The organism is Methylotenera versatilis 301, assembly GCF_000093025.1.
In the GTDB taxonomy this organism is placed as follows: Bacteria; Pseudomonadota; Gammaproteobacteria; order Burkholderiales; family Methylophilaceae; genus Methylotenera; species Methylotenera versatilis.
Window position 1 is genome coordinate 1,192,328 of record NC_014207.1, and the last position, 13,571, is coordinate 1,205,898.

The 13,571-nt window shown below is 43.7% G+C and carries 10 protein-coding genes; all 10 read left to right on the forward strand.

The genetic code is table 11. From position 1 onward, the window contains the following. The first annotated feature begins 3 nt into the window (after positions 1-3). Entirely contained in the window at positions 4-1,374 is a 1,371-nt protein-coding gene (locus M301_RS05450; protein WP_013147763.1) for a glutamine synthetase family protein, read from the forward strand. 97 nt (positions 1,375-1,471) lie between these two features. Next, positions 1,472-2,839: an aspartate aminotransferase family protein gene (locus M301_RS05455; RefSeq protein WP_013147764.1), complete on the forward strand. Its 1,368-nt coding sequence runs from the start codon at positions 1,472-1,474 to the stop codon at positions 2,837-2,839. Between the two features lie 157 nt (positions 2,840-2,996). Continuing rightward, entirely contained in the window at positions 2,997-4,160 is a 1,164-nt protein-coding gene (locus M301_RS05460) for a polyamine ABC transporter substrate-binding protein (RefSeq protein WP_238524670.1), read from the forward strand. Positions 4,161-4,320: 160 nt separating this feature from the next. Beyond that, the gene (locus M301_RS05465) at positions 4,321-5,442 is read left to right on the forward strand and encodes an ABC transporter ATP-binding protein (RefSeq protein WP_013147766.1); all 1,122 of its coding nucleotides are present in this window, start codon (positions 4,321-4,323) and stop codon (positions 5,440-5,442) included. A gap of 193 nt (positions 5,443-5,635) precedes the next feature. Beyond that, positions 5,636-6,538, forward strand: a complete 903-nt coding sequence (locus tag M301_RS05470) for an ABC transporter permease (protein WP_013147767.1) — start codon at positions 5,636-5,638, stop codon at positions 6,536-6,538. Further along, positions 6,538-7,383, forward strand: coding sequence for an ABC transporter permease (locus tag M301_RS05475; protein ID WP_013147768.1), 846 nt, complete (start codon positions 6,538-6,540; stop codon positions 7,381-7,383). Before M301_RS05470 ends, M301_RS05475 begins: the two co-directional genes overlap by 1 nt. Positions 7,384-7,443: 60 nt before the next feature. Further along, the gene (locus tag M301_RS05480) at positions 7,444-8,904 is read left to right on the forward strand and encodes an NAD-dependent succinate-semialdehyde dehydrogenase (RefSeq protein ID WP_013147769.1); all 1,461 of its coding nucleotides are present in this window, start codon (positions 7,444-7,446) and stop codon (positions 8,902-8,904) included. A gap of 1 nt (position 8,905) precedes the next feature. Then, positions 8,906-10,399: an aldehyde dehydrogenase gene (locus M301_RS05485; protein ID WP_013147770.1), complete on the forward strand. Its 1,494-nt coding sequence runs from the start codon at positions 8,906-8,908 to the stop codon at positions 10,397-10,399. Positions 10,400-10,461: 62 nt separating this feature from the next. Next, on the forward strand, positions 10,462-11,745 hold the full coding sequence (gene gabT / locus M301_RS05490) for a 4-aminobutyrate--2-oxoglutarate transaminase (RefSeq protein WP_013147771.1): 1,284 nt from the start codon (positions 10,462-10,464) through the stop codon (positions 11,743-11,745). Positions 11,746-11,890: 145 nt separating this feature from the next. Continuing rightward, entirely contained in the window at positions 11,891-13,531 is a 1,641-nt protein-coding gene (locus M301_RS05495) for an alpha-D-glucose phosphate-specific phosphoglucomutase (protein WP_013147772.1), read from the forward strand. The last annotated feature ends 40 nt before the right edge of the window (positions 13,532-13,571 follow it).

Below are 13,571 nucleotides of genomic sequence, written 5' to 3' on the forward strand. Positions count from 1 at the left end.
AAAATGACAGAACAAGTAGCAATGAACCATGTAGACATGGATAAGTGGTTGACGGAAAACAACATTACCGAAATTGAGTGCTTAGTACCAGATTTAACAGGTGTAGCACGCGGCAAAATTTTACCTCGCGAGAAATTTTCTACAGACCGCGCTATGCGCCTACCAGAAGCGGTGTTTGGCATGACGGTAACGGGCGAGTCACCAGATGGTAATGAAGGTTATGACCGCGTATTTGGTGTCACTGATAAGGACATGGTGCTTATTCCAGACCCAACCACCCTTAGATTGGTGCCTTGGGCGGTAGACCCGACGGCACAGGTGATTATGGATTGCGTAGACCATAACGGTAAGTCAATTGATTTTGCGCCTAGAAACGTACTTCGCCGCGTGACTAATTTATACAAAGATTTAGGTTGGACGCCGATTGTAGCGCCAGAGCTGGAGTTTTACTTGCTAGAGCGTAACCCTGATCCTGATATCGCATTAAGCCCACCAGTAGGTCGCAGTGGCCGTAAAGAAACCAGCCGCCAGTTATACAGTATTGATGCGGTGAATGAGTTTGACCCGCTATTTGAGGATATTTACGATTATTCAGCACTCATGGGTTTGGAGTTGGATACGCTGATTCATGAGTTTGGCGCAGGGCAGATGGAGATTAACTTTTTGCATGATGAGCCGATGATTCTGGCGGATAAATCATTCTTCTTTAAACGTTTATTGCGTGAAGCGGCGATGCGTCACGGCATGTACGCTACTTTTATGGCTAAGCCTATGCAACATGAGCCGGGTTCGGCGATGCATATTCACCAAAGCGTGATTGATACTCAAACTCAAAAGAATATCTTTAGCAATCCTGACGGCACAGCTTCCCCAATATTTTTCCACTACATTGCCGGTTTGCAAAAATACTTGCCTGCCGCCATGGTGTTGTTAGCGCCTTATGTAAACTCATATCGCCGTATCGTACGCAATGGTGCGGCGCCAATTAACATTGAGTGGGGTTACGATAACCGCACTGTGGGCATTCGTGTGCCGATTTCCGAGCCAGCAGGTCGCCGCATAGAGAATCGGGTGGTGGGCGCTGATGCTAATCCTTACTTAGCAATGGCAGTGACCTTGGCTTGTGGTTACTTGGGCATCAAAGAAAAGCTGAAACCAACTGAGGTTACAACAGGTAGTGCTTATGCCTCTGACTATCAATTGCCACGAGGTTTGTCTGAAGCTATACGCGAGTTGGAGAACTCTCAAGCCTTACAGGATGTGCTAGGCAAAGATTTCGTGGATGTGTATTTAGCCGTAAAAGATGCTGAGCATGATGAGTTTATGCGCGTCATTAGCCCATGGGAGCGTGAGCATCTTTTAATGCATGTTTAAAAGCATTTAATAGTTAAAAAGTAGGTCGGGGTTTAACCCTGCAGTCGGACGTTAAGACCGAACTACAAAAACATTCATTATCTGAATTGAGAAAGTCATGATCAATACTAAAGAAATTCAAGCAATAGATTCAGCGCATTACATGCATCCTTTTACCGATCATAAAAGCTTGTCGGATAAAGGCTCACGTATTATCACTAAGGCCGATGGTATCTATATTTGGGATTCCACAGGTGAAAAAATCTTAGATGCGATGTCTGGTTTGTGGTGCGTGAATGTTGGCTATGGGCGTAAAGAGTTAGTAGATGCAGCCGCTAAGCAAATGTTAGAGCTTCCTTACTACAATAGTTTTTTTCAAACGACCAATGTTCCTGCAGTTAAACTTGCTGAAAAAATCATCAAGCTGGCAGGTGATGATTATAGTCATGTATTTTTTAGTAGTTCTGGTTCTGAGTCTAATGATACCAATGTGCGTATGGTGCGCCATTATTGGGCTACGCTAGGTCAGCCAGAACGCACGGTGATTATCAGCCGCAACAACGCTTATCATGGCTCAACGCTAGTTGGGTCATCTTTAGGTGGCATGGGCGGTATGCATGCGCAAGGCGGCATGATTTCAGGCATCGAACACATCGAACAGCCATACCATTACGGCATGGCACCAAATCAGGATAGAGATGCATTTGGCATTGAAGCTGCGGGTTGGTTAGAGAAAAAGATACTGGAAGTCGGTGCAGATAAAGTAGCGGCATTCATCGGTGAGCCTGTGCAAGGTGCGGGCGGCGTGATTATTCCACCTAAAACTTATTGGCCAGAGATTCAACGTATCTGCGATAAATACGGCATTTTGTTGATTTGCGACGAAGTGATTTGCGGTTTTGGACGTCTTGGTAAATGGTTTGGCTCGCAATTATTAGGCTGCAAACCCGATTTAATGACGTTTGCTAAAGGCGTGACTTCTGGCTACATTCCTTTAGGTGGCGTAGTGGTGGGCAAGCGCGTGGCTAAAGTGTTGATTGAGCAGGGTGGCGAGTTTAATCATGGCTATACCTACTCAGGGCATCCTACAGCATGTGCTGTGGCTTTAGCGAATATTGAAATTATGGAGCGCGAAGGCTTAGTCGATAAAGTGCTCAATGAAACAGGCCCATATTTAGCACAAAAATACGCAGAGCTAGCTAAACATCCGTTGGTAGGCGGAGCGGAAACACTAGGGTTGGTCGCCGGCTTCGTGCTGATGAAAGACAAATCAAACCACGTACATTTTGATGAAGAAGTAGGTGTAGGCATGATTTGTCGAGGTCATTGCTTTGCCAATGGCTTGATTATGCGAGCGGTAGGTGACCGTATGATTATTGCGCCGCCGCTAGTGATTACTAAAGTGCAAATTGATGAAATGGTCGCGTTGATTCAAAAATGTTTAGATGCGACCCTAGCTGACTTGAAAAAGCAGGGAATTATGTAATTAAGCCACGTAATTAAATGTGGTTGTAGTTGAAGACATATTGTAAGATTACTTTGAATCTATTTGGTCAGCATAAGGGGTTTTATGGCGCAAAAGATGGTACTAATTTTTAGCAAAACTTTCTCAGTCACTCACTAATTTAAAGGGGTTAATGAATATGAATTTATCTTATAGTAAATACTTGCTAGGTATGGCGATAATTACCGGTCTAGCTACGGTTTCTTGTAGTAAGTCTGACAACACTACTGCTGAAACTGCTAAGCCAACAGTTGCAGCGGCTAGCGAGCCAGAGGAAAAAATCCTCAATATTTACAACTGGTCGGACTATATTGCGCCAGATACGATAGCCAATTTCGAGAAAGAAACGGGCATTAAAGTACGTTACGATGTGTTTGATAGTAACGAAATTTTGCATGCAAAATTAATCGCTAAGAACACTGGCTACGACATTGTAGTACCTTCATCTAACTGGGCTAAGTTACAGATTGATGGCGGTTTATATCAAAAACTTGATAAAACCAAGCTACCTAATATGAAAAATCTAGATCCAGGCATTATGAAGAAGTTAGCCGATCTGGATCCTGGTAATGAACATCTAATTGACTGGATGTGGAGCTATAACACTGTAGGTATCAATGTAGACAAAGTTAAAGCTGCACTTGGTGATACGCCTATGCCAGACAATGCTTGGGATTTAGTGTTTAACCCAACTTACACCAGCAAATTAAAATCATGTGGTATTACCTTCTTAGATACACCAGCTGATGTGTTCCAAGCTGCTTTACATTATTTAGGTAAACCTGTTTTCACAGGTACACCAGATGATTACCAAGCTGCTTTTGATATGTTGATGAAAGTGCGCCCAGACATCAAAAAATTCAATTCTGGTGGTCAAATCGATGACTTGGCGAGCGGCAATATTTGTGTGGCTTATGGTTGGGCTGGCGATTTTAACTTAGCGCATAAACGCTCTATCGAGAATAAAGCAGAGCAACATATCGAAGCATTAGTACCAAAAACAGGCGGCTTGATGTTTATGGATACTATGGCGATTCCTGCTGATGCCAAACATCCAAATAATGCACATCTCTGGATGAATTACATCATGCAGCCAAAAGTGACTGCAGCCATCACTAACACTGTGACCTATGCCAATCCTAACAAAGCTGCAACCGAGTTTGTTGATCCAGAAATTAAAAACAACAAATCGATTTTCTTATCTGATGAAGATATTGCCAAGTTAGTGCCACCAGGTGTTGAGGATGCACAAACTAAACGCAACATGACGCGCCTGTATACCAAATTTAAAACAGGCGTTTAATCGTTATTTTATTTGTAGGGGCGCCATTGATGGCGTCCCTACAAAATTCTAATGTACCTAAATTTTTTAATATCATAGTTTTTAATACCATAGTTTTTAATATTTTAGTTTTCTGACTTTTTCTGTATCTTGATTTTCAATATCTTAGATAAGGGTTTTTATGGCAACGGCTCCTAAAGAAACGAATAAAGCTGCGCAAGAGGTTTTACTGCGTGTTGAAAATGTCACCAAAGTTTACGATGGTACGGTCAAAGCCGTGGATGATGTTTCTCTAACAGTTATGAAGGGTGAAATCTTCGCGCTGCTTGGCGGTTCAGGTTGTGGGAAATCTACGTTATTGCGCATGATGGCTGGCTTTGAAACGCCCACAAAAGGGAAGATATTCCTAGCTAATCAAGATATTACCAATCTTCCGCCGTTTCAACGTCCAATCAATATGATGTTTCAGTCATATGCGCTCTTTCCTCATTTAAGCGTTTGGGAAAATGTAGCCTTTGGTTTGAAGCGTGATGGCATGCCTAAAGATGAAATTGCTGATCGTGTTGAAAAAATGCTGAGTTTGGCGCAACTCAATAAATATGCGAAACGTAAACCGCATCAACTCTCTGGTGGTCAGCAACAGCGTGTAGCCTTGGTGCGTAGCTTGGCAAAACGTCCTCAATTATTGCTTTTAGATGAGCCTCTCGGTGCTTTAGATAAAAAATTACGAGAAACTACGCAGCTTGAACTGGTGAATATCATTGAAGAAGTCGGCGTGACCTGCGTACTTGTAACGCACGATCAAGAAGAAGCCATGACCATGGCATCACGCATTGCCGTGATGAGTGAAGGTTATTTCTTGCAAGTCGGCGCGCCAGATGCCGTGTATGAAATGCCAAACAGCCGCAAAGTGGCTGACTTCATTGGCAATGTGAATATATTCGAAGGCAAAATTGAAGAAGATGAGCCTGATCATGTAACCGTGCGTTGCCCAGAGTGTGTGCATTATGTAGGTCATGGCGTTAGCGGACATCCAGGTATGGATGTAGGAGTGGCTTTACGACCTGAAAAAATCATGTTGTCTAAGGATAAACCAAATGGCGACTATAACTGGTGCGCTGGTGAAGTCATTGAAATCGTTTACTTTGGTGCTCATACAACTTATCACCTTAAACTTGATAGCGGTAAGATAATCAAGGCGCAAGAGCTTAACAATACGCGCGATTTGAGTTGCGGTTTAACTTGGGGTGACCGTGCTTATGCAAGTTGGAATAATTTAGCAATGGTGGTGTTAACGCAATAAAGGTTAACTAAATGGCACCTCTATTAATTAAGTTTTCGTCGTTATGTAGCGTTGCTCAAAAAAATTATTCCTTATATATCAAATATATACTGCGTCATAATTTTTTATTCGCACCTTGCCTAACTTAGAAACTTGAATAAATAGAAATGCCCAAAACTTTAATTTCATTAAGAGTTTATTAAGGAAAATTGCTATGGCTAAAACACAGAGTTTCTTTACCAGCCTTTCAGCTGGTCGCCTTGCGGTTATTGGTGTTCCATATTTCTGGTTTGTATTGCTGGCGGCTATCCCGCTGCTCATTGTGCTTAAAATTAGCTTGTCGGAAATGGAGTCAACCAGCATTTCAAATATGATCGATTGGAGTCACGGCTGGCCAAGGCTCACTTTAAACTTTGCCAGCTATCAGTTTCTTGCCACCGATTCGCTCTATTTAAAAACTTATATATCCTCTATTGAATATGCTCTGATTACCACTCTGTTGTGTTTAGCCATTGGCTATCCATTTGCTTACTACATGGCGCGCTCGCCAAAACATATGCAGCCAACCTTGTTGATGCTCATTATGTTGCCGTTCTGGACATCATTTTTACTACGCATCTATGCTTGGAAGACGCTGTTAGTCAGTAATGGTGTGATTAACAATATACTCATCAGTTTGCATATCATTGATACACCAATCGCGATGATGAACAATTCTTTCTCATTGCTGCTAGGTATGGTGTATTCATACTTGCCGTTTATGATTTTACCGCTATATGCCAACCTATCTAAGATGGATATGCGCTATTTAGAGGCCGCTGCAGACCTTGGCACCAGTCCATTTAAAGCCTTTTGGCTGATTACCGTCCCACTTTCAAAAGCGGGCATTATTGCTGGTTCAATGTTGGTATTTATTCCTGCGGTGGGTGAATATGTGATTCCTGAATTATTAGGTGGTTCAAGCACCTTGATGATAGGTCGCGTACTATGGGATGAGTTCTTCAGTAATAATGATTGGCCAATGGCGTCGGCCGTGGCCGTCGTGATGATACTGCTGATTTTGGTGCCGATGGGTGTTTACAATAAAGCACAAGCTGAGCAAATGGAGGGTAAGTGATGAGCAACGCTTCAAATAAAATATTCGCTAAAGCTTGGATGGTTATTGTCTATTTATTTTTATATTTGCCAATAGTCACACTGGTTGTATTTTCTTTTAACGATTCAAAACTGGTTACTGTCTGGTCTCACGCCAGCTTCCGTTGGTACACCGCATTAGCACAAGATTCAGATTTGATTTCGGCCGTGCTGTTATCACTAGAAATAGCAGGTCTGTCTGCGTTAATGTCAGTGTTTTTTGGCACATTCACCGCCTTCGCTTTAAATCGGTATAAGCGCTTTCAAGGGCGTACGCTGCTTAACTCTATGTCTAGCATGCCTTTGGTGATGCCCGATGTGATTGTAGGATTGTCATTATTGTTAATGATAGTTTCCGTGCAAAATTGGCTGGGTTTCCCAGAGCGAGGCTTGTTCACTATTTTGCTAGGTCATGCATTATTGGGTACTGCTTATGCCGCGGTAGTTGTCACTTCACGCTTGCGTGAAATGGACAGCAAATTAGATGAAGCCGCAATGGACTTGGGTTGTAAGCCTTTGCAGGTATTTACTTTAATTACTTTCCCTTTGTTAGTACCAGCGTTGGTTTCTGCATTTTTGCTGACATTTACACTGTCGTTTGATGATGTTGTATTGTCTTCATTCTTGTCTGGACCAGGCTATTCAACGATGCCTATGGTGATTTTCTCTCGCGCCAGATTAGGTTTAAATCCAACTATTAACGCCGTTGCAACTGTGACGATTGCCGTGGTGACGATTGCGGTGATTGCTTCAAGCTTTTACACCTCGCACCAAGAACGTAAACGTAAACGCGAAGAGGCACAGGCCTATAGCGATACTAATAAGTAGTATTTTAAGTAGAGGCGACATCTCGTCGCTTCTACACCAAACCAAATCAAGCAGAAAATCATGTCAATTCAATTAAAGCATTCCGTATTACTCAAAAATAATCTTACATTGCTCGCTGGGCAGTGGGTGAGTGCAGATTCAGGTGAAACGATAAGCGTCACTAATCCCGCTACAGGCTTAGAGGTGGCTAAAGTGCCGCTCATGGGTAGTGATGAGGCTGAACGAGCAATTATCGCTGCTGAGGCTGCGCAAAAGTCATGGAAAACGCTCACAGCAGCCGCACGTGCTGCCATACTCAAGCGCTGGTTTGATTTGATTATTCTTCACAGAGAAGATTTGGCGCAATTATTAACCGCTGAGCAAGGCAAGCCGCTAGCCGAAGCGCGTGGCGAAGTGAATTATGGTGCAAGCTTTATTGAATGGTTTGCCGAAGAAGCTAAACGTGTCTACGGCGAAACCATTCCTGCACCTATGGGTGACCGTCGTTTATTAGTGTTAAAACAGCCAATAGGTGTCACCGCAGCCATTACACCATGGAATTTCCCAATCGCGATGATTACGCGTAAAGCTGGGCCGGCACTTGCTGCTGGTTGCAGTATGATTATTAAGCCAGCTGAACAAACCCCTTTATGCGCCCTTGCTTTAGCTGTATTGGCTGAAGAGGCTGGCGTGCCAAGTGGCGTGTTGCAAGTGATTACCGGCGATGCACGCCAAATTGGTGCAGTTTTATGTGAAAGCCCCGTTGTCGCGAAACTTTCATTCACAGGTTCAACGGAAGTCGGACGTATCTTAATGCGCCAGTGTGCTGATACCATTAAAAAACTATCTCTCGAATTGGGCGGCAATGCGCCATTTATCGTGTTTAACGATGCGGATTTAGATGCGGCAGTTGAAGGTGCCATGATTAGTAAATATCGCAACGCAGGGCAGACGTGTGTATGTTCAAACCGCTTGTTTGTTCAAGAGGGCGTGTACGATGAGTTCGCCAAAAAACTTGCAGTCAAAGTGGCTCAACTTAAAGTGGGTGTGGGTACTGAGGATGGTGTCACACAAGGCCCATTGATTGATGATGCCGCAATCGAAAAAGTGGAGTTTCATGTGGCAGACGCCATCGCCAAAGGCGCAACGCTTTTGCAAGGCGGCAAGCGCCATAATTTAGGCGGTACATTCTTTGAGCCTACAGTATTAGCTAATGTGAGTGATGATGCTTTGATTTTCAGTGAAGAGACTTTTGGTCCTGTGGCGCCATTATTCCGCTTCAAAACAGATGAAGAAGTCATCTCACTGGCTAACCGTACAGAGTTTGGTTTAGCTTCATATTTCTACAGCCGAGATATAGGCCGAATCTGGCGCGTAGCAGAAGCGCTTGAGTATGGCATGGTAGGTGTTAATACTGGCATGATTTCAAATGAGGTAGCGCCTTTTGGAGGTATTAAGCAATCAGGTCTGGGTCGCGAAGGTTCGCATCACGGCATTGATGAATACCTAGAACTGAAATATGTATGTATGGCGGGGTTATAACATGGCAGAGATTAAAATTGATTGGCATGAAAGAGCGAAAGATTTAAGAATCGATGGACGTGCTTTCATTGATGGCGAACGTGTAGATGCACTTGATGGCAGTACCTTTGAATGCTTTTCACCGATTGACGGTCGTAAATTAGCCGATGTGGTTAATAGTAAAGCTGCGGATGTGGACCGCGCGGTAGTTGCGGCACGTTCTGCTTTTAAAGATAGACGTTGGGCTGGTTTATCGCCTCGCGAACGCAAGCAAACGATGATACGTTTTGCAGATTTGGTGTTAGCGCACAAAGCAGAGTTGGCATTGTTAGAAACGCTGGATATGGGCAAGCCTATTTCTGCAAGCTTGAGTGTAGATGTCAACTCCGCAGCAAATAGTTTGCGCTGGTTTGGTGAATCGATTGATAAAGTCTACGATGAGATTGCGCCAACGGCAGACCATACACTTGCAATGATTACACGCGAGCCTATCGGCGTAGTTGGCGCTATCGTGCCATGGAATTACCCGATTTTAATGGCTTGTTGGAAGATCGCACCTGCCTTAGCTACCGGTAATAGCATCGTACTGAAACCTTCTGAAAAATCGCCATTAACAGCCTTAAGGCTTGGAGATTTGGCGATAGAAGCGGGTATACCAAAAGGTGTGCTAAATGTAGTACCAGGCTTTGGCCCAGAGGCAGGTACGCCGCTTGCGATGCATCTGGATGTGGATTGCATCGCCTTTACAGGCTCAACAGGTGTGGGTAAAAAAATCCAAATCATGGCAGGGCAAAGTAACCTCAAGCGCGCATGGTGCGAGCTAGGTGGCAAGTCACCTAATATCGTATTTGCAGATTGCAAGGATTTGGATAAAGCAGCAGCGGCTTCTATTGGCTCAATTTTTTATAATCAAGGAGAAAGCTGCAATGCGCCTTCGCGCTTACTGGTTGAGCGCTCAATCAAAGATGAGTTCGTCAAAAAACTACTAACTCATTTACCTGATTATCAGCCTGGTGATCCGTTAGATGCGAATACCACCATGGGCGCAATCGTGGATTGCGGGCAGATGGAAAATGTACTGAAATACATTGAAAGCGGTAAATCGCAAGGTGCAAAATTGCGCGCTGGTGGTGAGCGCGTATTAACTGAAACAGGTGGTTTTTACATTAGCCCAACTGTATTTGATGACGTGACCAATGATATGAAAATTGCCGCTGAAGAGATTTTTGGCCCAGTACTTTCTATCATTGCTTTTGATACAGAACAAGAAGCAATAGCGATTGCCAATGACACAGAGTATGGTCTTGCCGCAGCAGTTTGGACGCAAGACCTGACGCGCGCGCACATGGTGTCACGCGCCTTGCGTGCAGGTACGGTACATGTGAATAGCTATGATGAAGACGATATCACCGTGCCTTTTGGTGGTTATAAACAATCAGGTAATGGTCGCGATAAATCCCTACATGCTTTGGAAAAATATACTGAGCTTAAAACGACTTGGATACGATTAATTTAATACGATAAAACTATAGTTATAAAAACCTACAGTTACAAAAAACTAGATGTAAGGACGAGAACATGAGCAACGCAGCAATCACCAATCAAGATTTACACAACAGACGTTTGGCTGCCACGCCTCGTGGCATTGGCGTGATGGCTAACTTCTTTATTGAACGTGCACTGAACTCTGAAGTATGGGATGTTGAAGGTAAGCGTTATATCGACTTTGCAGGTGGTATTGCCGTATTAAATACCGGGCACAGACACCCAAAGATAGTGGCTGCTATTGAAGCGCAATTGCAACAGTTTACGCACACATGCTACCAAGTGCTGCCTTATGAAAGTTATGTTACCTTGGCTGAGCGTATTAACGCCTTAACGCCAGGTAAACACGCTAAGAAAACCTGTTTTTTCTCAAGCGGAGCAGAAGCCCTAGAAAATGCTATTAAAATCGCACGTGCAAGTACTGGCCGCCCAGGTGTTGTTGCCTTTGCTGGTGCGTTTCATGGCCGTACGATTATGACTAGCGCGATGACAGGCAAGGTTTCACCTTATAAAATCGGTTTTGGACCATTCCCTGCTGAGATATATCACATACCATTTCCAATTGATTTGCATGGCGTCAGTGTTGAAGACTCTATCAATGCGTTGCACTTGTTGTTCAAGGCAGATATTGATCCTAAACGCGTTGCCGCAATTGTGATTGAGCCCGTGCAAGGTGAGGGCGGTTTTTATGCAGCGCCACCAGCTTTAATGCAAGCGCTTCGCAAAGAATGCGATGAGCATGGCATTCTGCTGATTTATGATGAAGTACAGACGGGTTTTGGCCGTACTGGTAAATTATTTGCGGCAGAGCATTATGACGTGATACCAGATATCATCACGATGGCAAAAAGCTTAGCGGGCGGCACTACGTTATCAGCGGTTTGCGGCAAAGCTGAAGTGATGGATGGCCCCGCACCGGGTGGCTTAGGCGGAACTTACGCAGGTAATCCATTAGCTATTGCTGCTTCACATGCCGTGCTGGATATTATTGAAGAAGAAAAGTTAGTTGAGCGGGCAAATGTGTTGGGTGCAAAACTCACAGCACGCCTTAAAGCGGCGCAAGCTAAAGTGCCTGCAATTAAAGATGTGCGTGGCTTGGGCTCTATGATTGCTGCTGAGTTTTTTGATCCCGCTACCAATGAACCCTCTATGGATGCAGTCAAACGCGTACAGCAAGCCGCATTAGCTGAAGGCTTGATATTACTGACTTGCGGCGTTTATGGTAATGCGATTCGCTTTCTGTATCCATTGACAATTCAAGACGAAATATTTGATGAGGCGCTTGATATTATTGATAGAGCATTGGCTAAAGCTTAATTTCACCATGCTAATTTTATGAATTAGTGAGTACGCTACTCCAAAGAAGCAACGTACTCGCTATAATAGAGTTCACATCAGCATCAATTTTTACTGAGTTAATTTTATTGTATTAACTTTTACTAAAGTATTCTAGGTTTCTCACATGCAAATCCAAACCATTAAAACCACTGCTTTTAACGATCAAAAACCTGGTACTTCAGGCTTACGCAAGAAAGTAAAAGTATTTCAGCAAACTGGCTATTTAGAGAATTTTGTACAGAGTATTTTTGATACGCTTGATGTGCCAGATAACGCCACATTGGCGCTTGGTGGGGACGGCCGATATTTTAATCGCCAAGCGATTCAGATTATTGTTCGAATGGCAGCAGCTAATGGCTTTGCTCGAGTGCTTGTTGGTCAAGCGGGTATTTTATCTACGCCAGCTTGCTCACACATTATTCGTAAATACAAAACATTTGGTGGCATCGTCTTGTCAGCCAGTCATAACCAAGGTGGTATCAATGGTGACTTTGGCATTAAATATAACATCAGCAATGGCGGCCCTGCACCTGAAAAAATCACTGACTCAATTTTTGATTTAAGTAAAAAAATCACAGAATATAAAATCGCCGATTTGCCTGAAGTTGACGTCGATACATTAGGTCAATCGATATTCAACGATGGAAAATTTACGGTAGAAGTCATTGATGCGGTTCAAGACTACGCAGATCTGATGCAAGAGCTATTTGATTTTTCAGCTATCAAAAAGTTACTTTCAAGTGGCTTTAAAATGCAGTTTGACGCCATGCACGCTGTGACTGGTCCTTATGCGCAAGAGATTTTTGTTAATCGATTAGGTGCTTCAGAGTCTAGTTTAATGAATTGCATTCCTTCAGAAGATTTTGGAGGCGGTCACCCAGACCCCAATCTAACCTATGCTGAAGATTTAGTGAAAATCATGTTCGCAGGTGAAAGCTCACCAGACTTTGGAGCGGCCTCAGACGGTGATGGCGACCGTAATATGATTCTAGGTAAAAACTTTTTTGTTACACCTTCTGATAGTCTCGCGGTTCTCGCCGCGAATGCAACCCTAGTGCCAGCTTATGCTAATGGCATTGCTGGCGTGGCACGCTCAATGCCTACAAGTGGCGCAGTTGACCGAGTTGCGGCTAAGTTAAACATCCCATGCTATGAAACGCCAACAGGATGGAAGTTTTTTGGCAATTTAATGGATGCAGGCAAAGTCACTTTATGTGGTGAAGAAAGCTTTGGCACCAGCTCTAGTCATGTACGCGAAAAAGATGGTTTATGGGCAGTATTGTTTTGGCTGAATGTATTGGCGAAAAAAGGCATGTCAGTTGAGCAAATTCTGATGTCGCATTGGGCAGAATTTGGCCGCAATGTGTATTCACGTCATGACTACGAGGCCATCCCAACGGATGCTGCCAATACTGTAATTGCACATATTAAATCGCAATTTCCTAGCTTGCCTGGCCAGTCATTTGGCGGATACAAAGTGAAAACCTGCGATGATTTTAGCTACCACGATTCAATCGATGGCTCTATCAGTCACAATCAAGGTATTCGTATATTATTTGAAGACGGCTCACGCATCGTATTCAGGCTTTCTGGCACCGGTACGGAAGGCGCAACGATTCGCATTTATTTAGAAGCTTTTGACCCAGAGGTAAAAAATCATCATTTAGATGCACAAGTCGCATTGGCAGAGATGATACAAATCGCTTTGAAGATTTCTGAATTGAAGGAACGAACTGGCCGCGATACGCCTACGGTGATTACTTGATTTTATTGCTCCAGGGGTGTTTTTAGGGCGGCGATTCGTC

Coding starts and splice junctions, on each gene's coding strand:
- gabT (WP_013147771.1), top strand. CDS start 10,462: ATGAGCAACGCAGCAATCACCAATCAAGATTTACACAACAGACGTTTG.
- M301_RS05460 (WP_238524670.1), top strand. CDS start 2,997: ATGAATTTATCTTATAGTAAATACTTGCTAGGTATGGCGATAATTACC.
- M301_RS05465 (WP_013147766.1), top strand. CDS start 4,321: ATGGCAACGGCTCCTAAAGAAACGAATAAAGCTGCGCAAGAGGTTTTA.
- M301_RS05485 (WP_013147770.1), top strand. CDS start 8,906: ATGGCAGAGATTAAAATTGATTGGCATGAAAGAGCGAAAGATTTAAGA.
- M301_RS05495 (WP_013147772.1), top strand. CDS start 11,891: ATGCAAATCCAAACCATTAAAACCACTGCTTTTAACGATCAAAAACCT.
- M301_RS05450 (WP_013147763.1), top strand. CDS start 4: ATGACAGAACAAGTAGCAATGAACCATGTAGACATGGATAAGTGGTTG.
- M301_RS05455 (WP_013147764.1), top strand. CDS start 1,472: ATGATCAATACTAAAGAAATTCAAGCAATAGATTCAGCGCATTACATG.
- M301_RS05470 (WP_013147767.1), top strand. CDS start 5,636: ATGGCTAAAACACAGAGTTTCTTTACCAGCCTTTCAGCTGGTCGCCTT.
- M301_RS05480 (WP_013147769.1), top strand. CDS start 7,444: ATGTCAATTCAATTAAAGCATTCCGTATTACTCAAAAATAATCTTACA.
- M301_RS05475 (WP_013147768.1), top strand. CDS start 6,538: ATGAGCAACGCTTCAAATAAAATATTCGCTAAAGCTTGGATGGTTATT.